General features: G+C 63.5%; 22 protein-coding genes. 18 read left to right on the top strand and 4 right to left on the bottom strand.

Going from position 1 to position 26,426, the window contains the following annotated elements:
• Positions 1-10 precede the first annotated feature (10 nt).
• From HXS66_RS02585 to HXS66_RS02575, 3 genes are all read left to right on the top strand, one after another.
• Positions 11-763, top strand: coding sequence for an SDR family oxidoreductase (locus HXS66_RS02585; RefSeq protein WP_176502788.1), 753 nt, complete (start codon positions 11-13; stop codon positions 761-763).
• Between the two features lie 67 nt (positions 764-830).
• Positions 831-1,520: a prephenate dehydratase domain-containing protein gene (locus HXS66_RS02580; RefSeq protein ID WP_176502787.1), complete on the top strand. Its 690-nt coding sequence runs from the start codon at positions 831-833 to the stop codon at positions 1,518-1,520.
• Between the two features lie 96 nt (positions 1,521-1,616).
• Positions 1,617-2,456, top strand: coding sequence for an isochorismatase family protein (locus tag HXS66_RS02575; RefSeq protein ID WP_176502786.1), 840 nt, complete (start codon positions 1,617-1,619; stop codon positions 2,454-2,456).
• A gap of 240 nt (positions 2,457-2,696) precedes the next feature.
• Here HXS66_RS02575 and HXS66_RS02570 read toward each other — a convergent pair whose 3' ends face one another.
• Complete coding sequence (locus HXS66_RS02570; RefSeq protein WP_077371960.1) at positions 2,697-3,170, bottom strand: methylglyoxal synthase; 474 nt, start codon at positions 3,168-3,170, stop codon at positions 2,697-2,699.
• Positions 3,171-3,249: 79 nt separating this feature from the next.
• A complete protein-coding gene (pyk, locus tag HXS66_RS02565) occupies positions 3,250-4,719 on the bottom strand; it encodes a pyruvate kinase (RefSeq protein WP_077371963.1) in 1,470 nt (489 codons plus the stop codon).
• Positions 4,720-5,326: 607 nt separating this feature from the next.
• Here pyk and topA point away from each other — a divergent pair.
• From topA to HXS66_RS02550, 3 genes are all read left to right on the top strand, one after another.
• Complete coding sequence (topA, locus tag HXS66_RS02560; protein WP_077371966.1) at positions 5,327-7,969, top strand: type I DNA topoisomerase; 2,643 nt, start codon at positions 5,327-5,329, stop codon at positions 7,967-7,969.
• Entirely contained in the window at positions 7,969-8,448 is a 480-nt protein-coding gene (locus tag HXS66_RS02555; RefSeq protein WP_077371969.1) for a DUF6586 family protein, read from the top strand. Before topA ends, HXS66_RS02555 begins: the two co-directional genes overlap by 1 nt.
• Positions 8,449-8,701: 253 nt before the next feature.
• The gene (locus HXS66_RS02550; RefSeq protein WP_103751365.1) at positions 8,702-8,941 is read left to right on the top strand and encodes a hypothetical protein; all 240 of its coding nucleotides are present in this window, start codon (positions 8,702-8,704) and stop codon (positions 8,939-8,941) included.
• A 130-nt stretch (positions 8,942-9,071) separates the two neighbouring features.
• Here the strand turns inward: HXS66_RS02550 and lexA are convergent, their stop codons facing one another.
• Positions 9,072-9,701, bottom strand: coding sequence for a transcriptional repressor LexA (gene lexA / locus HXS66_RS02545; RefSeq protein WP_077371975.1), 630 nt, complete (start codon positions 9,699-9,701; stop codon positions 9,072-9,074).
• 564 nt (positions 9,702-10,265) lie between these two features.
• Between lexA and HXS66_RS02540 the strand changes: the two genes are divergently transcribed.
• The 6 genes from HXS66_RS02540 to HXS66_RS02515 all read left to right on the top strand — a co-directional run bounded on the left by HXS66_RS02540 (position 10,266) and on the right by HXS66_RS02515 (position 15,771).
• Positions 10,266-10,943 (top strand): TetR/AcrR family transcriptional regulator, encoded by a 678-nt coding sequence (locus tag HXS66_RS02540; RefSeq protein ID WP_077371978.1) that lies wholly within the window; start codon positions 10,266-10,268, stop codon positions 10,941-10,943.
• Positions 10,943-11,485 (top strand): L,D-transpeptidase, encoded by a 543-nt coding sequence (locus tag HXS66_RS02535; RefSeq protein ID WP_077371981.1) that lies wholly within the window; start codon positions 10,943-10,945, stop codon positions 11,483-11,485. The genes HXS66_RS02540 and HXS66_RS02535 overlap by 1 nt, the downstream gene beginning before the upstream one ends.
• Positions 11,486-11,687: 202 nt before the next feature.
• The gene (gene nagZ / locus HXS66_RS02530; RefSeq protein WP_176502785.1) at positions 11,688-12,782 is read left to right on the top strand and encodes a beta-N-acetylhexosaminidase; all 1,095 of its coding nucleotides are present in this window, start codon (positions 11,688-11,690) and stop codon (positions 12,780-12,782) included.
• A gap of 47 nt (positions 12,783-12,829) precedes the next feature.
• Positions 12,830-14,221 carry a mechanosensitive ion channel family protein gene (locus HXS66_RS02525; protein ID WP_255303065.1) on the top strand — a complete coding sequence of 464 codons (1,392 nt, stop codon included), beginning with the start codon at positions 12,830-12,832 and terminating at the stop codon, positions 14,219-14,221.
• Entirely contained in the window at positions 14,202-14,783 is a 582-nt protein-coding gene (locus HXS66_RS02520; protein WP_077371987.1) for a hypoxanthine-guanine phosphoribosyltransferase, read from the top strand. Before HXS66_RS02525 ends, HXS66_RS02520 begins: the two co-directional genes overlap by 20 nt.
• Before the next feature lie 250 nt (positions 14,784-15,033).
• Positions 15,034-15,771, top strand: a complete 738-nt coding sequence (locus HXS66_RS02515) for an S-methyl-5'-thioinosine phosphorylase (RefSeq protein WP_176502784.1) — start codon at positions 15,034-15,036, stop codon at positions 15,769-15,771.
• A gap of 116 nt (positions 15,772-15,887) precedes the next feature.
• Here the strand turns inward: HXS66_RS02515 and mfd are convergent, their stop codons facing one another.
• The gene (mfd, locus tag HXS66_RS02510; RefSeq protein ID WP_176502783.1) at positions 15,888-19,415 is read right to left on the bottom strand and encodes a transcription-repair coupling factor; all 3,528 of its coding nucleotides are present in this window, start codon (positions 19,413-19,415) and stop codon (positions 15,888-15,890) included.
• 548 nt (positions 19,416-19,963) lie between these two features.
• Here mfd and HXS66_RS02505 point away from each other — a divergent pair.
• The 6 genes from HXS66_RS02505 (at position 19,964) to nqrE (ending at position 26,412) form a co-directional block, all read left to right on the top strand.
• Positions 19,964-21,412 (top strand): glyceraldehyde-3-phosphate dehydrogenase, encoded by a 1,449-nt coding sequence (locus tag HXS66_RS02505; RefSeq protein ID WP_077371996.1) that lies wholly within the window; start codon positions 19,964-19,966, stop codon positions 21,410-21,412.
• A 341-nt stretch (positions 21,413-21,753) separates the two neighbouring features.
• A complete protein-coding gene (locus HXS66_RS02500) occupies positions 21,754-23,103 on the top strand; it encodes a Na(+)-translocating NADH-quinone reductase subunit A (RefSeq protein ID WP_084209148.1) in 1,350 nt (449 codons plus the stop codon).
• Positions 23,103-24,335, top strand: a complete 1,233-nt coding sequence (locus tag HXS66_RS02495; RefSeq protein ID WP_077372002.1) for an NADH:ubiquinone reductase (Na(+)-transporting) subunit B — start codon at positions 23,103-23,105, stop codon at positions 24,333-24,335. The genes HXS66_RS02500 and HXS66_RS02495 overlap by 1 nt, the downstream gene beginning before the upstream one ends.
• Before the next feature lies 1 nt (position 24,336).
• Complete coding sequence (locus HXS66_RS02490) at positions 24,337-25,119, top strand: Na(+)-translocating NADH-quinone reductase subunit C (RefSeq protein ID WP_077372005.1); 783 nt, start codon at positions 24,337-24,339, stop codon at positions 25,117-25,119.
• A gap of 2 nt (positions 25,120-25,121) precedes the next feature.
• Positions 25,122-25,790: an NADH:ubiquinone reductase (Na(+)-transporting) subunit D gene (locus tag HXS66_RS02485; protein WP_077372008.1), complete on the top strand. Its 669-nt coding sequence runs from the start codon at positions 25,122-25,124 to the stop codon at positions 25,788-25,790.
• Position 25,791: 1 nt separating this feature from the next.
• On the top strand, positions 25,792-26,412 hold the full coding sequence (nqrE, locus tag HXS66_RS02480; RefSeq protein ID WP_077372011.1) for an NADH:ubiquinone reductase (Na(+)-transporting) subunit E: 621 nt from the start codon (positions 25,792-25,794) through the stop codon (positions 26,410-26,412).
• The last annotated feature ends 14 nt before the right edge of the window (positions 26,413-26,426 follow it).

The following is a 26,426-nucleotide window of genomic DNA, read 5'->3' as shown; positions in this document are numbered from 1 at the left end:
GGAAACAGCCATGTCGGAGAATGCACAGCAGTTGAGCGGCAAGGTGGCGGTGGTGACTGGAGCCTCGCGCGGCATCGGCGCAGGCATCGCTCAGCGTCTGGCGGCGGACGGCGCCCGGGTGGTGGTCAATTACCGCAGTGATGTCGATGGGGCGAATCAGGTGGTGGCCGAGATAGTGGCAGCTGGCGGGCAGGCGCTTGCCGTCCAGGGTGATGTCGGCGACAGCAAGATGGCCAGTCAGCTGTTCACGGTGGCCACTGAGCACTATGGCGGAGTGGATATTCTGGTCAACAATGCCGGGATGAGCCTCTACAAGCCGCTGGCTGAGTTCACGGATGAGGACTTTTCCAGTCTGATGCAGGCCAACCTCACCGGCAGCTTCAACATGATGCGCGAAGCCTCGCGCAAGCTGCGTGATGGGGGCCGCGTGATCAATATCTCCACCTCCGTGACGCGCCAGATGTTCGCCACCTATGGTCCCTATGCGGCGTCCAAGGCCGCGGTGGACCAGCTCACTCGCGTGCTGGCCAAGGAGGTCGGCGCACGCGGGATTACCGTCAATGCCGTGGCGCCGGGCCCGACGGATACCGGGCTGTTCCGGCATGGCAAGAGCGAGGAGACCATCGAGCGTCTCAAGGGCATGGCAGCGCTGGGACGTATCGCGGATGCCACGGATATCGCGGCCGTCGTGGCCTGGTTGGCCGGTGAGGAATCCGCCTGGGTCACCGGGCAGGTCATTGGCGCCAATGGTGGTTTCGCCTGAGTGCGCCATTTACGGCTATGCTGATGGCAAGTCGGATGTTCATCAGTCGTTGTCATGAGGGGCAGGGATGAAGGTGACGGTAAGCGAAGCTCAGGAAAATGCATCGACAACGCGCGCATCGGCTCATGTGCTGCGGGTCGGCTACCCGGGACGGCTCGGGGGGTACTCACGCGAATGCGCCGCCAAGATGTATGCCTCGAATGCCATCTTGAGTGCCTATGCGGGCATCGAAGAGGTGGTCAACGCCCTGGTGAGAGGAGAGGTGGAGGCTGCCGTCGTCCCCTGGTCAAGAGGGCATCAGCGACCGGTGACGGCCACCCACGAGGCGTTGGCCTGCTGGCCGGGCATTCGGGTGGAGCGTCGGCTTTTCCGTGCCATCAGCCTCAGCCTGCTGGGGCCACCGGACCTCTGTCCCTCGAAGGTCCAGCGCATCGTGGCGCGCGAGGCTCTGTTCGAGGAGTGCAGCGAGTGGCTTGAGCACAATCTCCCCTGTGTCGCACGCATCGAATGCCTGCACATGGCGGATGCGCTGGATATGGCCGAGGGGCGCCACGATACCCTGGCGATCGCGCCACCGTCTCTCGCACGCAGGCCGGGTCTGGTGTGCCTTGCCGAGCGGATCGAGGACGACCCCGGGCGTGTCGCCCAGTTTGCGGTGTTGAAGCGCGATACCAGCAGCGTGCGTGGCCAGGGATATCTGGACGACGCGCCCTCAGCTTCGCCAGATTGTGTGGCAGGCGAGTCTGATCCGAGCTGAGTATCCTTCGACATGGCAGCCATCGCCCGTGCGTCGCTGCCATGTCCGGTGACCTGCTGATACTCTGAAGGCTTTCCTTGCCTCGGGTACGACACGATGCCTCACTCCATTGCTTCCTCAGAGAATGACACGAGAGCGTCAAAGGCCGATGCTACCTCGGCCAGCAGCCCCGACAGCTCGCCGTTGTCGTTTCCTGCATCCCCCGCGCCGCTCGACTCCCCCCTTGCGCTGGATGCGCGCCTGCCGGTACGGCCTGCCCCTTACGAATGTTCGCTGCCGAGTGCCGGACTGATTCTGGTCGATGAGATCAACGGCTTCTGTCAGGTGCAAGGAGGCGCTCTGGCCCCGCAGGCCGACAATGCCCAGGTAACCCGCATGGTGGCGCTCAGTAACGACGTGGCGCGCTGTTTCTCGGCGCACGGCCGCCCACTGCTGGCTTTCATTGACTCCCACTCACCCGGCGTCCCGGAGCCGCCCTATCCCGCTCACTGTGAGCAGGGCAGTGGCGAGGATGAGCTGGTGGCCGAGCTTGCGTGGCTGGAGAGCGATCCGCATGCCACTCTGGTGCGCAAGGATTGCATCAATGGATATATTGGCGCGATCGACCCGGCAAGCGGTGTCAATGCGCTGCAGGATTGGGTTGGCCGGCAGCGACTGAAGACGCTGGTAGTGGCGGGAATCTGCACGGACATCTGCGTGATGGACCTGGTGCTGACGCTTCTCTCTGCACGCAATCATGGTCTGCTGGGCGAGGTGAGCGACATCGTGGTGCTGGAGCCTGCCTGCGCCACCTATGATCTGAGTGCGGAAAGCGTGGCTGCCCTTGGATTGCCTGCGCCCGCCATCCACCCGCAGCGAGACGCCCATCACATCGGGCTCTATTGCATGGCCTCACGCGGGGCGATCATCGCCAGCCAGCTCAGGATTCAGGCGTGAGGCGTGAGGCATCAGACGCCTGGAGGAAGGGGCATGTTGCCGTTAGCTAGCCAGCTAGCCAGCCAGCTAGCCAGTCAGGTAAAGGTCCGAAATGTAGTTTGATTACGACATTTTCGCGGATATTCGCTGTCCTGCATGAAGCCAATAACGGTGTGGATCACGCTGACATGGGTCCATACGTAAACGCCCGCCCACTCAAATGAGGGGCGGGCGTTTGCGTGTATCGGCAATGTGCCAGTGTCAGGCGCGGGTGCTGACCCAGTCATTGGCATCGGGGACCGCGATCTCGACCGACTCCGACATCAGTGATGAGTGGAACATGAAGTCGGCACTCGCGACATTGTTGGCCACCGGCACATTCCACAGTGTCGCCAGGCGCAGCAGCGCCTTGACGTCAGGGTCGTGCGGCATCGGAGCGAACGGGTCCCACAGGAAGATGAGCAGGTCGAGATTGCCTTCGGCGATGCGCGCACCGATCTGCTGATCACCGCCCAGCGGTCCGCTCATCAGGCCTTCGACCTCAAGTCCGAGCTCCTTGCTGATGCGTCGGGCCGTGGTGCCGGTGCCCAGCAGCTGGTGGCGTGACAGCTCATCGCGCCAGCGCATGGCCCAGGCCAGCATCTCATCCTTCTTGCCATCGTGAGCCACCAGCGCAATCCGCTTGCGTTCTGCCAGGGTGCGTCGTGCCTGGCGCTTGGGTCGTTGCTCGCTCATGCCGCTTGATCTCCTGAAGGCGGGGTGTCAGCCCCGTCAGTGATAACGCTGCCGGTGTCGATCCGTCGATGCCGGTCGCTCAGTCGATGGTGCCACCGACAGTGACGATCTTCATGGTGTTGGTGCCACCGTGGGCATTCATCTGATCGCCGCGAGTCAGAATCACCAGATCACCACGGTTGGCGATGCCGCGCGCTTCCAGCTCGGCGATGGCGCGACGGTTGATCTCCTGCGCCGGCAGCTCGCTGGAATCGAAGGGCAGGGACACCACGCCACGATAGAGGGCCATGCGGCGCTGGGTCTTCTGGTCCTGGGCGAGACCGACGATCGGCAGACCCGAGCGGATGCGCGAGGCGATCAGCGGGGTATAGCCGGATTCGGTCATGCAGACGATGGCCACGACACCGGTCAGGTGGTTGGCCGCGTACATGGCAGACAGTGCGATGGTCTCGTCTGTCTTGCTGAAGCCTTCGTGGATGCGGTGCTGGGATTCCTGGGCGGCACGCTCGCGCTCGGCACCCAGGCAGACACGATCCATGGTCTCGATGGTCTCGACCGGGAAATCGCCTGCCGCGGTCTCGGCCGACAGCATCACGGCGTCGGTGCCGTCGAGCACGGCATTGGCGACGTCGAAGACTTCGGCGCGGGTCGGCAGCGGGGCGCTGATCATCGACTCCATCATCTGGGTCGCGGTGATGACCACGCGGTTGAGGCTGCGGGCACGGCGGATCATGCGCTTCTGCACGCCGATCAGCTGTGCGTCGCCGATCTCCACGCCCAGATCGCCACGCGCCACCATCACGCCTTCACTGGCGAGGATGATGCCGTCGAGCACGGCGTCGTCGGCCACGGCTTCGGCGCGCTCGACCTTGGCGATCAGGCCGATGTCACGACCTTCCTCGCCCAGCAGCTCACGTGCCAGCTGCATGTCGGCGCCACTGCGCGGGAAGGAGACGGCCAGATAGTCCACGCCGATGTCGATGGCGGTCTTGAGGTCTGCCTTGTCCTTCTCGGTCAGCGCCTCGGCGGACAGGCCACCGCCTTGCTTGTTGATGCCCTTGTTGTTGGACAGCTTGCCACCCACCTTGACGGTGGTGTGGATCTCGTTGCCCTTGAGTTCGTTGACCTCGAGCACCACGCGACCGTCATCAAGCAGCAGAACGTCGCCGGCGACCACGTCATCGGCCAGTTGCTGATAGTCGCAGCCGACACGCTCGACGGTACCTTCATCGCGGCCCAGGCCGATGTCCAGGATGAACGGTTGGCCTTCCTGAAGCTGGACAGCGGTGTCCTTGAAGCGGGCGATGCGGATCTTCGGACCCTGCAGATCACCCAGCACGGCGACGCTGCGGCCCTGGGCGGCGGCGGCGGCACGGACGGCCTCGGCACGCATGCGGTGGTCTTCGGGGCTGCCGTGAGAGAAGTTGAGGCGAACCACATCCACTCCGGCACGGATCATCGCGTCGAGGACGCCCGGCTTGTCACTGGCCGGACCGAGTGTGGCGACAATCTTGGTGCGGCGGATCGGGCCGTTGAACGCGTGCGGCATGAGAACATACTCCTTGAACACTTGCGTGAGGGGTCAGGCGGTTTGTGTTGTCATTTTACTACATTGACGACGTAAAGGGAGCCTGTCGAGTGTCGTGGTTGATTGGTGTGGTAGCGCGTGAGTGATTTGGCTGCCATGGCGGCGATGGTAGCGACATGACTTGCGTCTTCACAAGCGCTGGCGTCAGGCTGGTGGCCAGTCAGACATGGCGTGATCCGAGAGGCCCTGGCTGTGAGGATGGCATCTACGTTGACCCGCAGGCCTGCCACTGCCTGTGTCAGTAATGCCACACTGATGTGACGAATCGTGAAAAGGCCACTTATATATAGTCATGGTTTGCCTGTCGTCATGGCGACACATGCACCTGGCGGGTCTGGCAGGTCCGGGTGCCGGTCGATGACCGCGTCATGCCTCGGGCGTCGATTCTCGAGATTCGGGGTGGTGTGTGATGTCCGCTGCCACCACCCACATGTCGTGGTGCTGGCAACATTGCTGGTCAGCGCTGAAATGCTGGGGTAGGGTAGGCGCATTTTTAGGCTGGGATAAAACCCAGCGCTACGAGTCATTCGCCGGTGCAGTCAGCGCCGGCCAGGAGATGCGAGCAACCATGGGCAAGTCACTGGTGATCGTCGAGTCGCCTGCCAAGGCCAAGACCATCAACAAGTATCTCGGCAACGACTTCGTGGTGAAGTCGAGTGTCGGGCATATCCGCGATCTGCCGACCAGCGGTAGCGGCAAGCAGGCCACCGATCCCAAGGAGCGTGCCCGTCAGGCAGCCGAGACGCGCAAGATGTCGCCGGAAGCCAAGGCGGCTCACAAGGAAAAGAAGGCCAAGACGCAGCTCATCCGTCGCATGGGGGTAGACCCGGAGAACGGCTGGGAGGCGCATTACGAGATCCTGCCCGGCAAGGAAAAGGTCGTCTCCGAGCTGACGCGCCTGGCCGAGAAGGCCGACACCATCTATCTCGCGACGGATCTGGACCGCGAAGGGGAGGCGATTGCCTGGCACCTGCGCGAGACCATCGGTGGTGACGATACCCGCTACAAGCGCGTGGTGTTCAACGAGATCACCAAGAAGGCGATCACGGCGGCCTTCGATGAGCCGGGCGATCTGAAGATGGACCGCGTGCATGCTCAGCAGGCGCGTCGCTATCTGGATCGTGTCGTCGGTTTCATGGTCTCGCCGCTGCTGTGGGCCAAGGTGGCTCGTGGGCTGTCGGCCGGGCGAGTGCAGTCGGTTGCCGTGCGCTTGATCGTCGAGCGCGAGCGTGAGATCCGTGCCTTCATTCCGGAAGAATTCTGGGATGTGCACGCAGAGCTTGCCGCGACCAGCGGCGAGGCGATCCGTTTCGAGCTGGCGCGTCAGGATGGCAAGGCCTTCCGTCCGACCAGCGAGAAGGAAACGCTGGATCGCATCGCGGCGCTGCGTACCGCTCGGCTCGCGATTTCCAATCGCGAAGACAAGCCGACCCGCTCCAAGCCGAATGCCCCCTTCATCACCTCGACCCTGCAGCAGGCGGCCAGCAGTCGTCTCGGTTTCTCGGTCAAGAAGACCATGATGATGGCGCAGCGCCTCTATGAGGCCGGTTACATCACTTACATGCGTACCGACTCGACCAATCTGTCGGCGGACGCGGTGGCCACCGCGCGGGACTTCATCGCTGAGGAATTCGGCGACAACTATCTGCCGCAGGCCGCCAACGTCTACTCCAGCAAGGAAGGCGCCCAGGAAGCTCACGAAGCGATCCGTCCCTCCGAGGTGGCGCGTCGCGCGACGGACCTCACCGGCATGGAGCGTGACGCGGAGCGTCTGTATGAGCTGATCTGGCGTCAGTTCGTCGCCTGCCAGATGGTGCCGGCGGAGTATCTGTCCTCGACCCTGACCATCGAGGTCGATGGCTACGAGCTGCGCGCCAAGGGCCGGGTGCTCAAGTTTGACGGTTATACCCGCGTGATGAAGCCGGCGGGCAAGAAGGAAGAGGACCAGTCACTGCCGGACCTGGCCATCGGCGAGGTGCTGGAGCTGGTCGAGCTGGACCCGCAGCAGCACTTCACCAAGCCGACGGCGCGTTACACCGAAGCCAGTCTGGTCAAGGAGCTGGAGAAGCGCGGCATCGGCCGTCCTTCGACCTATGCGGCGATCATCTCGACCATTCAGGATCGTGGTTACGTGGCGCTGGAAAATCGGCGTTTCTACGCCGAGAAGCTGGGTGACATCGTCACTGATCGTCTCAGTGAATCCTTCAAGGACCTGATGGACTTCGGCTTCACTGCGCGCATGGAAGACTACCTCGATGAGGTGGCCAATGGTCAGCGCAACTGGCGCGAGCTGCTGGATGCCTTCTACGCCGAGTTCAAGGCCGAGCTGGATCACGCCCAGTCAGAAGAGGGCATGCGCCCGAATCAGCCGGTGCCGACCGATATCGCCTGCCCGACCTGTGGTCGCGAGATGCAGATCCGTACCGCCTCCACCGGCGTCTTCCTGGGGTGCTCCGGTTACAACCTTCCGCCCAAGGAGCGCTGCAAGACCACCATCGACCTGTTGCCGGGGGATGAGGCGGTCGCCGCTGACGCAGATGAGAATGCCGAGACCGATGCACTGCGTGCCAAGCGCCGTTGCCCGATCTGCGCCACGGCCATGGACAGCTATCTGATCGACGAGCAGCGCAAGCTGCACGTCTGCGGCAACAGCCCGGACTGCGTGGGACATGAAGTCGAGCAGGGTCAGTTCCGCATCAAGGGCTACGATGGACCGGTGATCGAGTGCGACAAGTGCGGTGCCGACATGCAGCTCAAGACCGGGCGTTTCGGCAAGTACTTCGGCTGCACCAACGAGGATTGCAAGAACACCCGCAAGCTGCTCAAGTCCGGGGAGGTCGCGCCGCCGAAGATGGACCCGATCCCCATGCCGGAACTTGCCTGCGTGAAGGTCGAGGATCACTACGTGCTGCGTGATGGCGCCAGTGGCCTGTTCCTTGCCGCCAGTCAGTTCCCCAAGAATCGCGAGACGCGTCCGCCGCTGGTCAGCGAGCTCAAGGCGCATGCCGACGAGCTGCCGGAGAAGTATCACTTCATCCTCAAGGCGCCGGAGAAAGACCCCGATGGCCGCCCGACGCAGATTCGTTTCTCGCGCAAGGCCAAGGAGCAGTTCGTGATGACGGACGAGGATGGCAAGGCGACGGGGTGGAAGGCGACCTTCGACAACGGCCGTTGGGTCGTCGAGGACAAGCGCAAGGGAGCCAAGAGCTGATGAGCCAGCGTGGCCGCACCAATCAACTGCTGTATCAGGCCGAGTTGCTGCTGGAGCAGGCGGCCGTCGCGACGCGTGATGAGCATGCCGTCGCACGGCGCATGGCCGGTGAGGAAGGGGCGCTGGCGTTGATGGAGCTGGCATTGGCCTCGTTGATCGAGGAGTGCGCCGCGTCGGCACGCTGGCCTGAGGGCAGCTGGCGCGAGCGGCTGGCCACACCGCCGACTCCCGTGGCGGAAATCGAGCAGTTGCGAAGCCTGCAGGCGCAGCCGGACAGTTGGTTGAGCCAGCTGGTGGCCGATATCACGCGTCTGCATGAAGAGGGCGGTGCTGCCCGGCGTGAGGAAGGCCAGGCGCGTGGCGATGGTCTCATCATCGCCGCGGCGGCCAATGCGCCTCTGGCAGAGCGTCTCGCCACGGCAGTCAGCGCCATGAAGGCGTTGCTGTCACACCTTCGCGAGTCGAATGTGGAGTGGTAGCGTCGCGCCTTGCCTGACCCGAAAGCGCTGGCATGTCACGCACCTGTCATTCAGGTGACGCCCTGGCATGACGGGTGCTAGACTGGTGGCATTGTGGCAAGCCCTGCATTCTCCGGTACGACCATGGCTCTGGCTGTGGTCGTACTTTTTTCTGCATTGTCGCCAGTGACTGCAAGTCGCAGGGCCTGCCCGCCGTCAAGCTGACGATCACAACGACGCCGGTATCCTCAGGATGCCGTGCAGGAGGAATGACGTGTCCGATCCCGCCGTACTTGAAATCGTGCAAATGGAAGATGGGGAAGTGATCCTGCGTGCCGCCGAGAGTGAAGGTGAGCCACTTCTCAGTATCCGCATCTCCGATGAAGCTGCCGATCTGCTGCGTGACAATCGCTTCGAGGTCGCGCGTGAGATGATCGACCACGCCATCACCCGCACCCGCCTGTGGGATGGCGAGGATGATGAAGACGAGCAGTCGGAAGGCATGGTGCACTGAGCACTTCCCGCATGTCTGCCAGCCACGAAAAAACCCGCCAATCGGCGGGTTTTTTCGTGGATGCCCAGATGACGACAATCGTCATCTGCGCGTCAGCGCTGTGAGGACAGACTGCCTGCGAGCCTTGAGATCAGTGCAGGCCGCCATCGCGGATCACGCCCACGCCGAGGCCCTCGATTTCCAGGCTGTCCGTGCGCAGATCCACCTTGATGGGCGCGAAGTCCTCGTTCTCGGCTTCCAGCCATACGTAATGGCCATCGCGACGGAAGCGCTTCACCGTCACTTCATCCCCCAGACGCGCCACCACGATCTGTCCGTCACGCACGCTGCTCGTGCGGTGCACGGCCAGCAGGTCACCTTCCAGAATGCCGACATCCTTCATCGAGACCCCGCGCACGCGCAGCAGATAGTCGGCGGCAGGCGAGAAGTAGTCACTGGGCAGCGGGCAATGGCGATCGATATGCTGGCTGGCCAGGATAGGGCTGCCAGCGGCCACTTCCCCGATGACCGGCAGGCCCTGCTCGCTATCCTCTTCCGCCTCGGCCAGAGACGGCACGCGGATGCCCCGCGAGGTGCCCGGCACCATCTCGATGGCTCCCTTGCGCTTCAGGGCACGCAGATGCTCTTCCGCGGCATTCGGTGAGCGAAAGCCCAGTGCCTGGGCGATTTCGGCACGCGTTGGCGGATAGCCTGAGGACTTGATGGTCTTGATGATGAAGTCGAAGACATCCTGCTGGCGCGGAGTAAGCGGCTGAGTCATGGGCATTGCCTTTGGCCTGGGCGGCATCTGAGCTGACGGCACGGGGTGTGCATCCATACAACTGTCATTGTATCCAGTCATGGCGGTCATGCAAGGCATCGTGGGTGCTTTGGCAGCAACGTTGCCGGCATCTTCGTCGACATCGACATGCTGACGCGAGACAGCGGGTGTCCGGGACGCCCCATGACCATCCCGTCCCTGAATGTCCCGTGTGAATGCGCGTCCTGCCGGTCTTGGCTGTCGAGTGTTTGAAACAACCAGCAATTGCCAGTCATGGCATGGACAGCTAGAATTATCTTGTTTCAAACGAATGTTCGTCGGGCGCATCCGGCTACCGGTACACAGGCCCTGTGTGTCCTGTGCTTCTGTCCTGTGCTCGGGACACGGCTCGTGGCAGCCTCCGCCTCGGAGTCGCTGCCTGACACGCGGTGCGTGAAGACCGACATGTCGTTTGATTGACCTGCGTGAGAAGAGTCGCCCCCCGGGCCACGGCCTTGCCGTTGTCCGGGGGGACAAGGACTCCCGTGCCCCCTCGTGACTGATCACCTGACAAGGCATCCGCCCATGGCCCAGACCGATACCGTTACCCGTATCCTCGATACCGCCGAGGTCCTGTTTGCCGAGCGAGGCTTCGCCGAAACCTCGCTGCGCAATATCACCAGCAAGGCCAAGGTCAACCTGGCGGCGGTCAATTATCACTTCGGCTCAAAGAAGTCATTGATCCAGGCAGTGTTCGCCCGCTATCTCGACCCCTTCAGCGAGCGTTTCCATGCGGCACTCGACAGTGTCGAGCAGCAGCATGCCGGTCGTCAGGTGCCGCTGGAAACGCTGCTGGAAGTGATGGCGCGCACGGTGCTGGAGGTGCCGGCCGAGCGCAACAGCCTGCGTACCTTCATGCGCCTGCTCGGGCTTGCCTATACCCAGGGGCAGGGCCACATGCGTCGCTACATCCGCGAGCATTACGGCACGGTCTTCAGCCGCTTCGCCGAGCTCCTGAAGCTTGCGACGCCGGACCTGCCAGACAACGAGCGCTTCTGGCGTCTGCACTTCATGCTCGGCAGCGTGATCTTCACCTTCTCGGGACTGGACGCACTGCGCGATATCGAAGAGGCCGAATACGGCCATCACACCAGTGTGCGCGAGCTGATCCAGCACATGCGTCCGGTGGTGGTCGCGGCGATGGCGGCTCCGCTGCCGGCCTCGCTCGGAGATGGTGAAGCGGTCACCCAGGCGGCCAGCTGATGGCTTGCTGGGTGGCGGTGGATCTCACCCGCCAGCGTCTTGAGATACGCAATGACGCGCCCAGTGGCAGTCGTGATGCGCCGCCCCCCGCGGCTGACCCTGACACGCTGGTGCATGCCTGTGCGATCTCCAGCGGCCTCAACGGTATCGGCGAGCTCGATGGCAGCGGTTGCACGCCGACCGGCTGGCATGTGGTTCGCGCCGCGATCGGGGAGGGCAATCCGCGTGGTGCCGTCTATCGTGGGCGGCGCTTCACGGGAGAGGTGTTCACGCCTCGACTGGCCGCCGAGCACCCCGAACGCGACTGGATCCTGACGCGTATCCTGTGGCTCAGCGGTCGTGAGCCCGGCATCAACCGTGGCCGCAACGCGGCGGGACAGCGCGTCGACAGCCTGCGGCGCTACATCTACTTCCATGGCACGCCGACCAGCGAGCCGATGGGCACCCCGGCCTCCCATGGGTGCATTCGTCTGCGCGATGAGGATCTGCTGTGCCTTTACCGGCATGCGCCCGCCGGAACGCCAGTGTTGTTGCATGCCTGACGCTGCGTTGCCTGGCGGCTGGTTCTCGCGACTGTTCGAGTCGCGCTCAGTCGGCTAGAATTGCGCCTTTCCTCGCGCCGGCCGCCTGTCCTGAGGCTTGTCTTCCAGGCTGCCGAGCCCCGTAACGACATGAAACCCTGCCGTGCGTGCCATGCCTTGCAGCGCATGACACGGCCAGCAGGCCATGGACAGGAAGGATGTCATGACACAGCCATTGGGCTCCGTAATGCTCGACGTCGAGGGGCATACCCTCACGTCTGACGAACGTGAACTACTGGCACGCCCCGCCGTCGGCGGCGTCATCCTGTTTGCGCGCAACTGTGCTTCTCCCGAGCAGGTGCTGGCGCTGTGCGGTGAGATCCGCCGCGTCAATCCACATCTGTTGATCGCCATCGATCAGGAAGGCGGACGGGTGCAACGGCTGCGCGAAGGCGTGACCCGCCTGCCGCCGATGCGCGCCCTGGCACATTGCTGCCTGGGACGTGACTGTGACGGCTGCGGTGATGATGCCCAGTCGTCAGGGCTCGGGTTTGCCCGTGACGCCGGCTGGTTGCTGGGCATGGAGATGGCCGCCATTGGCTGCGACATCACCTTCGCGCCGGTATTGGATATCGATGTCGCGGGTTCCACCATCATCGGCGACCGCAGTTTCGGGACGACTCCCGAGGACGTGATTGCCGTCAGTACCGCCTTCATCGAGGGCCTGCGCGAAGCTGGCATGGCAGCGGTCGGCAAGCATTATCCCGGTCATGGTGGCATCGCGGCGGATACCCACCGCGAGCGCGTGATCGACCCCCGCCCCTTCCGCGAGCTGCGCGAGCATGATCTCAAGCCCTTCGCGGCGCTGGCGGATCGCCTGGGTGGCGTGATGCCGGCTCATGTCATCTATCCCGACTTCGATGCGCGCCCCGCCGGCTTCTCGCCAAGCTGGCTGGGGCTGCTGCGTGAGGAGTTCGGTTTCAAGGGCGCCATCTTCTCCGATGACCTGGGCATGGCGGCTGCCGTGGCCGAGGGCGAGCCGGAAGTGCGCGCTCGTCTGGCACTGGATGCCGGCTGCGACATGGCGCTGGTGTGCAATGATCCCGCCGCCGCACGTGCCGTGCTCGACAGCCTTGATGGGGATGAGCAGCGCAATGCCGGCAAGCGTCAGGCGCGTCTGCGCTACGGGCGCGCCCGCCCCACGCTCGAGGGCCTTGCGGGGCTGTCTCGCTGGCGGCGTACCCATGCACGTCTCGAGGCGCTGGCGGCCAGTCAGCCGCTCGAGCAGGTGGCCATGCCATCGGGCTTGGCTGAATGAGCCAGCCTTGAGGGGCTTTTCCTCCAGACGTCACCCAAGGACTCCACATGGCTGAGAAATCCGCCACCGAGGCGGCTGCCGACAAGCTGGCGGCGCCTGCCGAAGAGATGATCAATCACTGGGTCGAGCCGCTGCGCAACTGGGTGGAGCAGACCTTCGGTCTGCCACTCTGGGGGATCAACCTCGCCCTGGTGCTGGTGGCCGTGATCGTGCTGCATCTGAGCGAGCGCATTCTGCTCAGTCGCCTGGCCGTGCATGCCGAGAAGAGTCGCAACCTGTGGGATGACGCGCTGCTGCACGGGCTGCGCCATCCGCTGTCTCTGTGGCTCTACAGCATGGGGTCGCTGGTCGCGCTGGACATTCTTGCCCATCAGTTCGCGCCCGGCAGCCTGGAGGCCTATCTGGGCACGGTGCGCCAGATCATCACCCTGCTGGCGCTGGCCTGGGCGTTGATTCGCATGATCAAGCGCTTCGAGTCGCTGCGTACCACGCCACCGCCCGGCACCAACGTCAACGCGATGGATGCCACCACGGCCTCGGCGATCAGCAAGTTGCTGCGTGCCGTCGTGATCGTGCTGGTGGGTCTGGCCATCCTGCAGAATCTCGGTGTGTCACTGTCCGGCGTGATGGCCTTCGGTGGGGTCGGCGGTATCGCGGTGGGCTTCGCCGCGCGTGATCTGCTGGCCAACTTCTTCGGTGCCCTGATGATCCATCTCGACCGCCCATTCAAGGTCGGTGACTGGATTCGCTCGCCGGACCGCGAGATCGAGGGCACCGTCGAGGACATCGGCTGGCGGCTGACGCGCATCCGCACCTTCGACATGCGTCCGCTCTACATCCCCAACGCCATCTTCACCAGCATCGCGGTGGAGAATCCGTCACGGATGTACAACCGGCGCATCTTCGAGACCATCGGCTTGCGTTACGAAGATGCCACCCGGGTCGGTGACATCATCACCGCGGTCCGCGAGATGGTGGAAGGGCATGACGAGATCGACCAGACGCGGACCCAGATCGTGAACTTCAACAGCTACGGTGAACACTCGCTGGACTTCTTCGTGTACGTCTTCACGCGCACCACCGACTGGGTGAAGTATCACGCCATCAAGCAGGATGTGCTGCTGCGCATCCATGACATCATCCGTGAGCACGATGCACGCGTGGCCCTGCCGGGGCAGCGCCTGCACTTCGCTGACGTGCTGTCCCTCGAGGGCGCTGCTCCTCAAGGCGACACGAATGCTGATCGCGAGTCGTCCTCGCGCCGACCGCAAGACGAACAGGACGGCAAGGCCGCTGAAGCCTCGCCGTCACACGCTGCGCAGAGCGGGTCCCGCCGTTCTGCTTCATCCTCCGCTGCTACATCCTCTGCCACGTCCGCCCGACGTGGAGATGAGGCCAGTGATACCCAGGAAACTCCCGATGCTGACTCCGACGCCTGACTCCCTGAGCGCCCTGCATGCCGAAATGCGAGACGTGATGGACAACGCCGACTGCCTGATTCCCCAGGCAGAGCTGGAGGTCGCACTTGATCGCATGGCCGGGGAGTTGACCCGCAGCCTTGGTGATCGCATGCCGATCTTCTACTGCGTGATGAATGGCGGCCTGATTACCGCAGGTCAGCTGTTGACCCGACTCAAGTTCCCGCTGGAAGTCGATTATCTGCACGCGACGCGTTACCGCGGTGCCATGCGCGGTGGCGAGCTGTTCTGGCGCGTCAATCCGGAACTGCCGATGGCCGGTCGTGACGTGGTCATCGTCGATGACATCCTCGATGAGGGTGGCACCCTGGCGGCCATCATCGAGTACTGCCGTGAAGCGGGTGCGCGCAGCGTGTCCAGCTGTGTGCTGGTGGACAAGAAGCACGATCGCAAGGCCTATCCGGGTTTCAAGGCCGACTTCTGTGGTCTGGATGTCGAGGACCGCTTCCTGTTCGGTTTCGGCATGGATTACAAGGGCTACTGGCGCAACGCGCCGGGCATCTACGCGCCCAAGGGGCTGTAACGTTCCTGAAGACGAGGCGGTTTCGTCGCGCTGCCGTCCTGTCTCACCATCGCAGCCACGCCTGCATGTGATCACCACCCGCCCGGGCCACCGCGGCGGGTGGTGTCGTTTCGGGGCCTTTTCTCGTCTCTTGGTGCAGAGCGTGACGATTGTGCTTGTCGTTGTCGGTTGGCTCGGAGTAGCGTTCGCTCAGGGGCGAAGCGTTCGGCCCTTGAGAGATTCCTGCACATGGGTGGCGAGGAGACAGGGGATGCTGGCAGTCATCGGGGGGACCGGGTTCGGCCATTGGCCGGGGCTGGAGGTGCTCAAGCGGGGTGGTCAGGAAACTCCCTTGGGGGCGGCGTCCTGCGGGGTGGTGCAGGGGCGGCTCGGCGGCAGGTCGATCCTGTTTCTGGCGCGGCACGGTCAACCCCACAAGATGCCGCCGCACCGAATCAATTATCGCGCCAACCTGTGGGCGCTCAAGCAGGCCGGGGCGACTCACGTCGTTGGCGTCAACTGCGTGTCAGGTATCGACCCGACGCTGGCGCCGGGCACGCTGGTGGTCCCGGATCAGTTGATCGATTACACGACGGGGCGCGAGGGCTCGTTCTTCGATGGCCGTTTCAAGCCGTTCCAGCATGTGGCATTCGCCTGGCCGTATCACCGTGTCTGGCGCGAGGAGCTGCATTCGGCGGCCTCTGACGCGGGACTGGCGATCCAGGCAGGCGGAGTGCTGGGCGTGGTGCAGGGGCCGAGACTGGAAACCGCGGCCGAGATTCGTCTGATGGCGCGCGATGGCAATACGTTGGTGGGCATGACGGGGATGCCCGAGGCCGTGCTGGCCCGTGAACTCGAGATGGAGTACGCCAGCCTGTGCCTGGTGATCAGTCACGCGGCCGGGGTCGGGGAGGAGGAGCCGACGAGGGCCGGAACGGAGTCGGTGATCGAGGCAGGCATGCCGCAGGTGCAGCGCTTGCTGGCGGCGCTGCTGGCACGCCATGCGTGAGGCGCTTGTCCCTGGGAGGTGAGGCGGTCTGACTGCCAGAAAAACGGCCTGCATCAGCGATGCAGGCCGTTTTCATGTTCCGCGCATTTTCACGTGCACAGAGGTGAGTGGGGGCGTCAGGCCGCCTGGGTCTTGGCGTTGAGCAGCTCGAGCAAGGATTCGCAGAAGCTGAAGCGCGCCTCGGCGTCTTCCATCTCGGTGGTGAAGCGCAGCGTGTCGGCACCTTCCAGCCTGTAGACATCGGGCTGGCGCTGGATGAGTGTCACCAGCGTCAAGGGATCGACAGGCGTCTGGGCGCCGAAGATGATGCGGCCGCGTGCGGCACCGGCTTCCAGCTTGACGATGCCCAGTGCCTGGGCGCGCTGGCGCAGCCGGGTCTGGCGGAACAGCGTCTTGACCGGCTCCGGCAACAGGCCGAAGCGGTCGATCATCTCGACCTGCAATTCCCGGAGATCGCTGGCGTTCTCGGCGTTGCTGATGCGCTTGTACATCATCAGGCGCTGCTGGACATCGTGGAGGTAGTCACCCGGAATCAGCGCCGGCAGATTGAGTCCGACTTCCACGCCCTCATCCAGCGGCGATTCGATGTTGGGCGTCTTGCCGGCCTTGATGGCCTTCACGGCGCGATCCAGCATCTCCATGTACAGCGAGTAGCCGATGGTTTCCATCTGGCCGGACTGCTCATCACCCAACAGCTCGCCCGCGCCACGGATCTCCATGTCATGGGAGGCCAGGGTGAAGCCGGCCCCCAGGTCATGCGATTCGCTGATTGCCTCCAGACGCTTGACCGCATCGCGGGTCATGGTCTTGGGGTGCGGGGTCAGCAGGTAGGCATAGGCCTGGTGATGCGAGCGCCCGACGCGCCCACGCAGCTGGTGCAGCTGCGCGAGGCCGAACTTGTCGGCGCGTTCGATGATGATGGTGTTGGCGCTCGGGACGTCGATGCCGGTCTCGATGATGGTCGAGCAGACCAGCACGTTGAAGCGCTTGTGGTAGAAGTCCGACATGCGCCGCTCCAGGCTACGCTCCGGCAGCTGCCCGTGGGCGACACCGACGATGGCCTCCGGCACCAGTTCCGCGATGCGTGCCGCGCTTTCCTCGATGGTCTTGACCTCATTGTGAAGCACGTAGACCTGTCCGCCGCGCAGCAGCTCACGCAGGATGGCTTCCTTGATCACGCCGTCGTTGCGCTGCTGGACGAAGGTCTTCACCGACAGGCGGCGCGCCGGTGGCGTGGCGATGATGGACAGGTCGCGAATGCCGCTCATCGCCATGTTGAGCGTGCGCGGAATCGGCGTGGCAGTCAGGGTCAGGATGTCCACTTCGGCACGCAGGCTCTTGAGTCGCTCCTTCTGGGAGACCCCGAAGCGGTGCTCCTCATCGATGACCAGCAGTCCCATGTTGGGCAATTCCAGCGACTTGGAGAGCAGCTTGTGGGTGCCGATCACGATATCCGCCTGCCCCTTGCGGATGCGCTCCAGTGACGCTTCCTGGCCCTTGCCGCTGGTGAAGCGCGACAGCAGGGCGATCTCCACCGCGGTGTCGGCGAAGCGATCGCGGAAGTTGTCATAATGCTGCTGGGCCAGCAGGGTGGTGGGCACCAGCACCACCACCTGGCGTCCGGAGTTGACGGCCAGGAAGGCGGCGCGCATCGCGACCTCGGTCTTGCCGAAGCCGACATCGCCGCACACTACGCGATCCATCGGCTGAGGAGAGCACATGTCCTGGATCACCGCGCCGATGGTCTGCGCCTGGTCCGGTGTCTCCTCGAAGGGGAAGCTGGCCGCGAAACGGGCGTAGTCCTCGGCGGGGAAGTCGCAGGCATGGCCGACACGCGCTTCGCGCCGTGCATAGACATCCAGCAGCTCGGCGGCGGTGTCGCGAATCTTCTCGGCCGCCTTGCGCTTGGCCTTCTCCCACTGCTCGGACCCCAGCTTGTGCAGCGGTGCCAGTTCATCGCTGGCGCCGGAATAGCGTGAGATCAGATGCAGGCTGTCCACCGGCACATAGAGCTTGGCGCCGTCGGCGTATTCAAGGGCGAGGAACTCGGCTTCCTGACCGCCGGCGTCGATGGTCTCGAGTCCCAGGTAGCGACCGACCCCGTGGGTGTGGTGTACCACCGGTGCGCCTTCGCGCAGCTCCGAGAGATGACGCACGGCCAGTTCGTTGTCATCGGTGGCACGCGCCTGACGACGGCTCTGGCGGACTACCTCGCCATAGAGCTCGGTCTCGGTGACGATGACCAGCCCCTTGGCGGCGTCTGCGCGCTCGGGGGAGGGCGCCTGGGAGGCCTGCTCACCCGCTACCCAGGCACCACGCGTCAGGCCGCCGACGGTCAGGCCGACCGCGGCGGGACTGTCGACGAAGTGCTGGAAGCTCGCGAAGTCCTCCAGGCTGCGTAGCCCGAAGCTGCGCAGCAGCGGAGCGAGCTGCTCCTCGACGACTTCCCGGCGACCCTGGGTCTCGGCGACGAACAGGATGCGCTGTGCGCTCTGGCCGTTGAGTCGCTGCTTGAGGAAGCTCGCCAGCGCCTGGGTGGGGTCGGCGCTGCGTGCATCGATGGCGAGGCTGGGCAGCGCCTGCTGGCCGAATTCGATGGTGTGCGCATTGGGCTCGCGCAGCAGTTCGATGCGCTCGTGCTGCTTGATCAACGCGAACAGTTCGTTGACCGGCACGAAGGCGCGATGCGGCGGCAGCAGCGGGCGCGTGGGGTCCACGCCGAGATTGGCGTAGCGCGTGGTGATGGCGTCCCAATGATGTTCGGCCGCTTCGCGAGCTCCCGGCAGCATGGCGATCCGCAGGTTGTCGCCCATGTGATCGAACAGCGTCGCGGTCTCCTCGAAGAACAGCGGCAGATACTGCTCGAGCCCCGGTGAGGGAATGCCCTTGATGGCATCGTTGTAGAGGATGCACTGGCGGGGGTCGACATCGAACAGTGTCTCGAAGCCCTCGCGGAAACAGGCGATGGCGCTGCGCGTCAGAGGATATTCGTGGGCGGGCAGGATCTCGATCGCCTCGACCTTGTCGCCGCTGCGCTGGGTGTCGGGGTCGAAGGCGCGCAGGGTGTCGATCTCGTCATCGAACAGATCGATTCGCAGCGGTTGCTCACTGCCCATCGGGAACAGGTCGATCAGCGCGCCGCGCAACGCATACTCTCCGGGCTCGTAGACGGTCTCCACCGCACGGTATCCGGCACGTGAGAGGCGTGAGCGGAAATTCTCGCGGTCGAGAGTGTCTCCCCTGGCGAGACTGAAGACCTGGCCGGCGATGTAATCCGCCGGCGCCAGGCGCTGCATCAGGGTGTTGACCGGCACCGGCACGATGGCGCGGCGGCTGGCCTGCAGGGTGCGCAGCGTGCGCAGGCGCTCCGAGACGATGTCCTGGTGGGGCGAGAAACTGTCGTAGGGCAGTGTCTCCCAGTCAGGGAATGGCAGCAGGCGCTCCGGGTGGCGGGTATAGAAGTGCAGGTCCGCCTCCAGACGCTGGGCGCTGGCGGTGTCCGGCGTGATCACCATCAGTGGCGCTTCATCGGCGTCCGCCAGGCGCGCCAGCGCCAGGGCGGCAGCGCTGCCATCCTGCAGCGTCCAGTAGGTGGTCTCACGGGGAGAGCGTGGCAACGGGGGCGTCAGCGGAGTCTCGAACATGGGCTCTGGTGTCTTGTGTCCTGGGCTTGGGCGCACGGGAAGATTCACCGGCGGGAGGGGTGCTCCTCGCCAGTCACGCCAAACGGTGAAAGCCCGCGGCGGCGCGAGCGATGGTGATGAAGGCGCAATGGTCGGCGCAGGGCGCTCCTCGTGGCAGCCAGCATGGAGGGGGCGTTCTGACGGCCCGCTCTGATGGTCGCAGATCCAACCCCTTGCCGTGACGGGGCTGCCGAGGCGGTGTCGTCAATGCCCTGCGCCTGATGATAGCAAGTCATTCCCTGTCATGGGGGCGAGGCGTGGCCTTTTCATCGGTGGCGAGGCCCGGAATCTCGCAAGAGCTTGTCCGGCGATCCTCCACGGGATGCGGACGGTGCTTCAGGAAGGGCTCTTGTAGTCAAATCGTTGATTCTGTAGCACTACTACCCTCCGTGCGACCATCCTTTCATTGTGACCCCGCCCCCCGTTACGCATACTCAGCTGGCCTTGTCCGACGCTGCAAGCTCGCTTGCCGCGTTCGCCTATCGTTCGCCAGTCAGAGGAATTCCTCCGTGAGCAAAGAGAATCTCGAAGCCTGTTTCAAGCAGTGGCAAGACAATGAAGCCCTCGCCGAACAGATGATCCCGCTGCTGGGTGACCTCTATCGTCGCTTCAATGTCGTGCCCTCCATCTATGGGCGTTCGCTGATCAACCGCTCCATGGTGCGTATCCTCAAGAACCACCGTTGGGTGCGCAAGGCGGAAGGGGTGGAGCTGTCCGTCGAGGACACCTTCCCGCTGGTGCGTGCCATGATCGAGCTGAATCTCGGGCCGGCCCATGTCGATATCGGCAAGCTGGCGGTGGCCTTCAAGCGCTCCGACGAGACGGACATCACTGCCTTCCTAAAACGCGAGCTTGCCGAGATCGTCGGTGGCTACGTCGAAGGCGGCATGGGCGGCGACCCGAAGGATGTCGTCCTGTATGGCTTCGGGCGTATCGGCCGCCTGCTGGCGCGCATCATGATCGAGAAGGCCGGTGGCGGTAATCTGCTGCGTCTGCGCGCCATCGTGGTGCGTGGCAGTAAGGAGGATCTGGAAAAGCGGGCCAGCCTCCTGCGTCGTGATTCCGTGCATGGTCCCTTCGAGGGCAGCATCACGGTCGATCAGGAGAATTCGGCGCTGATCGTCAATGGCAACTACATCAAGATCATCTACGCGAACTCGCCGTCCGAGATCGATTACACCGCGCACGGCATCGACAATGCCATCGTGGTCGACAATACCGGCAAGTGGCGCGACGAGGCCGGCCTGGGGCAGCACCTCGAGTGCAAGGGCGTGGCCAAGGTGCTGCTCACCGCTCCGGGCAAGGGCGATCTGAAGAATATCGTCTATGGCGTCAACCACACCGACATCCGTGACGATGATCGCATCATCTCCGCGGCGTCCTGCACCACCAACGCCATCGTGCCGGTACTGAAGGTGCTGCACGACGAATACGGCGTCAGTCAGGGGCATGTGGAGACGGTCCACTCCTATACCAACGACCAGAACCTGATCGACAACTTCCACAGCGGGGACCGTCGCGGTCGCGCGGCGGCACTCAACATGGTGCTGACCGAGACCGGTGCCGCCAAGGCCGTCGCCAAGGCGCTGCCGGAGCTTTCCGGCAAGCTGACCGGCAACGCGATCCGCGTGCCGACACCCAACGTCTCGATGGCGATTCTCAATCTGACGCTGGACACCGCAAGCGACGCCGAGCGCATGAATGACTTCCTGCGCACGGCCTCTCTGCACTCTTCACTGCAGAAGCAGATCGACTACGTCGATTCCTGTGAGGTGGTCTCTTCCGACTTCGTCGGCAACCGTCATTCCGGCATCGTCGATGGGCAGGCGACCATCGTCACCGACAAGCAGGCCGTCGTGTATGTGTGGTATGACAACGAGTTCGGTTACAGCTGCCAGGTCGTGCGTATCCTGCAGCACATGTCCAACGTGCGTTTCAGCTATTTCCCCACTCGCTGAGGCAATGGGTCGCGCCATGGCGTGATTCACGCACGGTCAGGAAAAAATGCCTGTCAATACAACGCCCCTGCCATCCTCGATGGCAGGGGCGTTGGCGTGTTGAATGCCCTCACCACTTTAGTGTCGTATGGTCTTTCGGGGCTCGCATCTTTATAATGAGGCGGATTTTTTTGGGCCGGTCCAATCTCTGGGCTACACCTCCAACCGTCTGATAAGAAAAGCATTCACATCAACTGAAACGCGAATCTCGCGAGGTTGCCTGGCCGTATGTCGGCCTCGAGGCGTGTCATTGATGCGTGATCTTTCCTGAACAACATCAGATCCGACAATTGGGCGAGTCTATGATCGAAGTCAAACGTGGCCTGGATCTCCCCATCGCCGGGGCGCCGGAGCAGCGTATCGAGGATGCGCAGCCCGTTCGTCGCGTAGCGATCCTGGGTGTTGACTACGTCGGCATGAAGCCGACGATGGAAGTCCGTGAAGGGGACAAGGTGAAACTGGGGCAACTCCTGTTCACCGACAAGAAGACCCCTGGCGTCCGTTACACCGCGCCTGCTGCCGGGACCGTGGTCGAGATCAACCGTGGCGAGAAGCGCAAGCTTCTGTCCGTGGTCATCGAGACCGATGCGCAGGGCGAAGCGGTGGAATTCACCGCGCATGGCGAGGCGGCGCTGGCCGGTCTCGAGCGTCAGGTCGTGGTCGACCAGCTGGTCGACTCCGGTCTGTGGACGGCATTCCGTACCCGCCCGTTCTCGCGTGTGCCGGCACTGGATGCCACCCCGGCAGCCATCTTCGTCACCGCCATCGATACCCACCCGCTGGCCGCAGATCCGGCCGTGGTGCTCAAGGGGCAGGAAGTTGCGTTCCGTCAGGGTCTCGTCGCATTGACGCGTCTGACCGAAGGCAAGGTGTTCCTGTGCCAGGCACCGGGCGCGGATATCCCGGGCGGCGATGTGGCCGGCGTGGTCAGCGAGTCCTTCAAGGGCCCGCACCCGGCAGGTCTGCCGGGTACGCACATCCATCATCTCGCACCGGTCAGCCTGAAACGTCATGTCTGGCATGTCGGTTATCAGGATGTCGTCGCCATCGGTACCCTGCTGGCGGAAGGGCGTCTGGACACTACGCGTGTCATCGCCGTCGGTGGCCCGCGTGCGACCAAGCCCCGCCTGCTGCGTACCCGTCTGGGCGCGAGCACTGAAGAACTGCTCAAGGGGGAAGTCGAGCAGCCGGAAGATACCCGTGTGATCTCCGGTTCCGTGTTCTCCGGTCTGACCTGTGAAGGGGCGCTGCGTTTCGTCAGCCGCTATCACACTCAGGTGAGTCTGCTGGAAGAAGGCAACAAGCGTGCCTTCATGGGCTGGCTGTCCACCGGTGCCAATCGTCACTCGGTGCTGGGTATCTACCTGTCGAAGCTGACCGGTCTGCGTGACTATCGTCCCAACACCTCCACCAATGGCTCTGAGCGTGCCATGGTGCCGGTGGGGGCGTACGAGAAGGTCATGCCGCTGGACATTCTGCCGACGCAGCTGCTGCGCTCGCTGATCGTGGGTGATATCGAGACCGGCATGCAGCTTGGCTGCCTGGAGCTTGATGAAGAGGACCTCGCACTGTGCACCTATGTGTGCCCGGGCAAGTACGAGTACGGTCCCATCCTGCGTGACAACCTCACCACGATCGAGAAAGAGGTCTGATGATGGGTATTCGACAGACTCTGGATAACCTGGAGCCGCACTTCCACAAGGGTGGCAAGTACGAGAAGTTCTACGCGCTCTACGAAGCCGTGGACACGATTTTCTATGCGCCGGCGAGTGTCACGCGTACCACCGCGCACGTGCGTGATGGTATCGACCTGAAGCGCATCATGATCACGGTCTGGATGTGTACCTTCCCGGCCATGTTCTTCGGCATGTACAACGCCGGTCTGCAGGCCAACGAGGCCATCGCTGGCGGTTACAGTGCATTGGGCGGCTGGCGTGAAGCCATCGTCATGATGCTGGCGGGCAGCCATGATGCGGGCAGCGTGTGGGCCAACTTCATCCTGGGGGCCACCTACTTCCTGCCCATCTATCTGGTGACCTTCGCGGTCGGCGGCTTCTGGGAAGTGCTGTTCGCGATGCGTCGCGGTCACGAGGTCAACGAAGGCTTCTTCGTCACCTCCGTGCTGTTCGCGCTGACGCTGCCGGCCACCATCCCGCTGTGGCAGGTCGCGCTCGGCATCACCTTCGGTGTGGTGATCGGCAAGGAAGTCTTCGGCGGTACCGGCAAGAACTTCCTCAACCCGGCGCTGTCCGGTCGTGCCTTCCTGTACTTCGCCTATCCGGCCAGCATTTCCGGTGACGCGGTGTGGGTGCCGGCTGACGGCTATACCGGTGCGACCGCACTGTCCACCGCGGCACAGGACGGCATGAGCGCCCTGATGCAGCAGATGAGCTGGACCGATGCCTTCCTGGGCTTCATTCCGGGCTCGTTGGGTGAGGTATCGACGCTGGCCATCTTCCTCGGCGCGGCGGTACTGCTGTGGACGCGCATCGCCTCCTGGCGAATCATGCTGGGTGTGTTGCTGGGCATGGTCGCGACCTCGGCGCTGTTCAACGCCATCGGCAGTGACACCAATGCCATGTTCGCGATGCCGTGGTACTGGCATCTGGTCATCGGCGGCTTCGCCTTCGGCATGGTCTTCATGGCCACCGATCCGGTCTCGGCTTCCATGACCGACAAGGGCAAGCTGATCTTCGGTGCACTGATCGGCGTGATGACCGTGTTGATCCGTGTCGCCAACCCGGCCTTCCCGGAGGGCATCATGCTGGCGATCCTGTTCGCCAACCTGTTCGCCCCGCTGATCGACCACTTCGTCGTGCAGGCCAACATCAAGCGCCGCGTCAAGCGCGAGGCTGCCGGCATCGCGAACGAGGAGACCGCCTGACATGGCCAGCAACAATTCCATCAAGAAGACCCTCGGCGTCGCGCTCGGGCTGTGCATCGTCTGCTCGGTGGTGGTATCCACCGCAGCGGTCGTGCTGCGTCCGATGCAGATGACCAATGCCGAGCTGGACCGCAAGAGCAACATCCTCGCGGTCGCCGAGCTGCTGCAGCCGGGCGAGGATGTCGGCCAGCAGTTCCGTGACAAGGTCACCGCCAAGGTCGTCGACCTGAACAGCGGTGAGTACGTCGACGACATCGATCCGGAAAAGTACGACCAGGCCAAGATGTCCAAGGACCCGGCCACCTCACGTACCCTGTCCGGTGACGAGGATCTGCCGGGCATCAAGCGTCGTGAGCAGTACTCGGTGGTCTATCTGGTCGGTGATGTCGAGCAGCCGGACGAGATCATCGTCCCGGTGCGTGGCAACGGCCTGTGGTCGATGATGTACGGCTACCTGGCACTCAAGGGTGACGGCAACACCGTGGTGGGTCTGTCCTTCTATCAGCAGGGGGAAACTCCGGGGCTGGGCGGCGAAGTCGACAACCCGAAGTGGAAGGCCCAGTGGGATGGCAAGAAGATCTATCCCGAAGACAGCATGGACCCGGAAGTGCACCTGAAGAAGGGCGGTGTCAATCCGTCATCTCCGGATGCCAAGTACCAGGTTGATGCCCTGTCAGGTGCTACCCTCACCAGCAACGGCGTGACCAACCTGCTGCAGTTCTGGATGGGTGAGAATGGCTTCGCCAAGTACCTGACCCAGTTCCGCGACGTCAAAGGAGCGTAATGATGGCAGCCGAAACTCCTAAAGGTGTCCTGACGACGCCGATCTTCAAGAACAACCCCATCGCGCTGCAGATCCTCGGTATCTGCTCCGCGCTGGCGGTGACCAACTCGATGAACACCGCCCTGATCATGGGGATCGCGGTGTCACTGGTGACGGCGTTCTCCAGTCTGTTCATCTCGTTGATCCGCAATCACATCCCGTCGTCCATCCGCATCATCGTGCAGATGACGATCATCGCCTCGCTGGTCATCGTGGTCGATCAGTCGCTCAAGGCCTTCGCCTTCGAGACCTCCAAGCAGCTGTCGGTCTTCGTCGGTCTGATCATCACCAACTGCATCGTGATGGGCCGCGCGGAAGCCTACGCCATGCAGAATGGCCCGGCGATGAGCTTCATCGACGGTATCGGCAACGGTCTCGGCTACACCGTGATCCTGCTGGTGGTCGGCTTCGTGCGTGAGCTGTTCGGTTCCGGCTCCCTGTTCGGCGTGACCATCCTGCAGACCGTCAATGACGGTGGCTGGTACATCCCGAATGGTCTGATGCTGCTGCCGCCGTCCGCGTTCTTCGTCATCGGTCTGTTCATCTGGGTGCTGCGCAGCGTCTATCCGGAGCAGGTCGAGAAGGCGGAGTACAAGATTACCGCCAACACCAAGATCAAGGAGGCCGTGTAACATGTTCGAACACTACCTGAGCCTGTTCATCAAGGCCGTGTTCGTCGAGAACATGGCGCTGGCCTTCTTCCTGGGCATGTGCACCTTCCTGGCGGTGTCCAAGAAGATCCAGTCCGCGATCGGTCTGGGCGTGGCCGTCATCGTCGTGCTGGCGGTGACCGTCCCGGTCAACAACCTGATCCTGAACTATCTGCTGCGTGAAGGCGCGCTGACCTGGACCGGTCTGGAAGGTGCGGAAAGCATCGACCTGTCCTTCCTGGGTTACCTGTCCTACATCGGCGTCATCGCGGCGATCGTCCAGATCCTCGAGATGTTCCTCGACAAGTTCGTGCCGGCGCTCTACAACGCGCTGGGCGTGTTCCTGCCGCTGATCACGGTCAACTGCGCGATTCTCGGTGCGGCCCTGTTCATGGTGCAGCGTGACTACAGCTTCGGCGAGTCCGTGATCTATGGCGTGGGTGCCGGCTTCGGCTGGGCACTGGCGATCGCCGCACTGGCCGGTATCCGCGAGAAGCTCAAGTACTCTGACGTGCCGGCTGGCCTGCAGGGTCTCGGCATTACCTTCATTACCGTTGGCCTGATGTCGCTGGGCTTCATGTCCTTCTCCGGCGTCCAGCTGTAACGCAACCGAGCATA

This window comes from Cobetia sp. 5-11-6-3 (assembly GCF_013374055.1).
GTDB lineage: Bacteria > Pseudomonadota > Gammaproteobacteria > Pseudomonadales > Halomonadaceae > Cobetia > Cobetia marina.
This window is presented reverse-complemented; position numbering and strand designations above follow the sequence as displayed.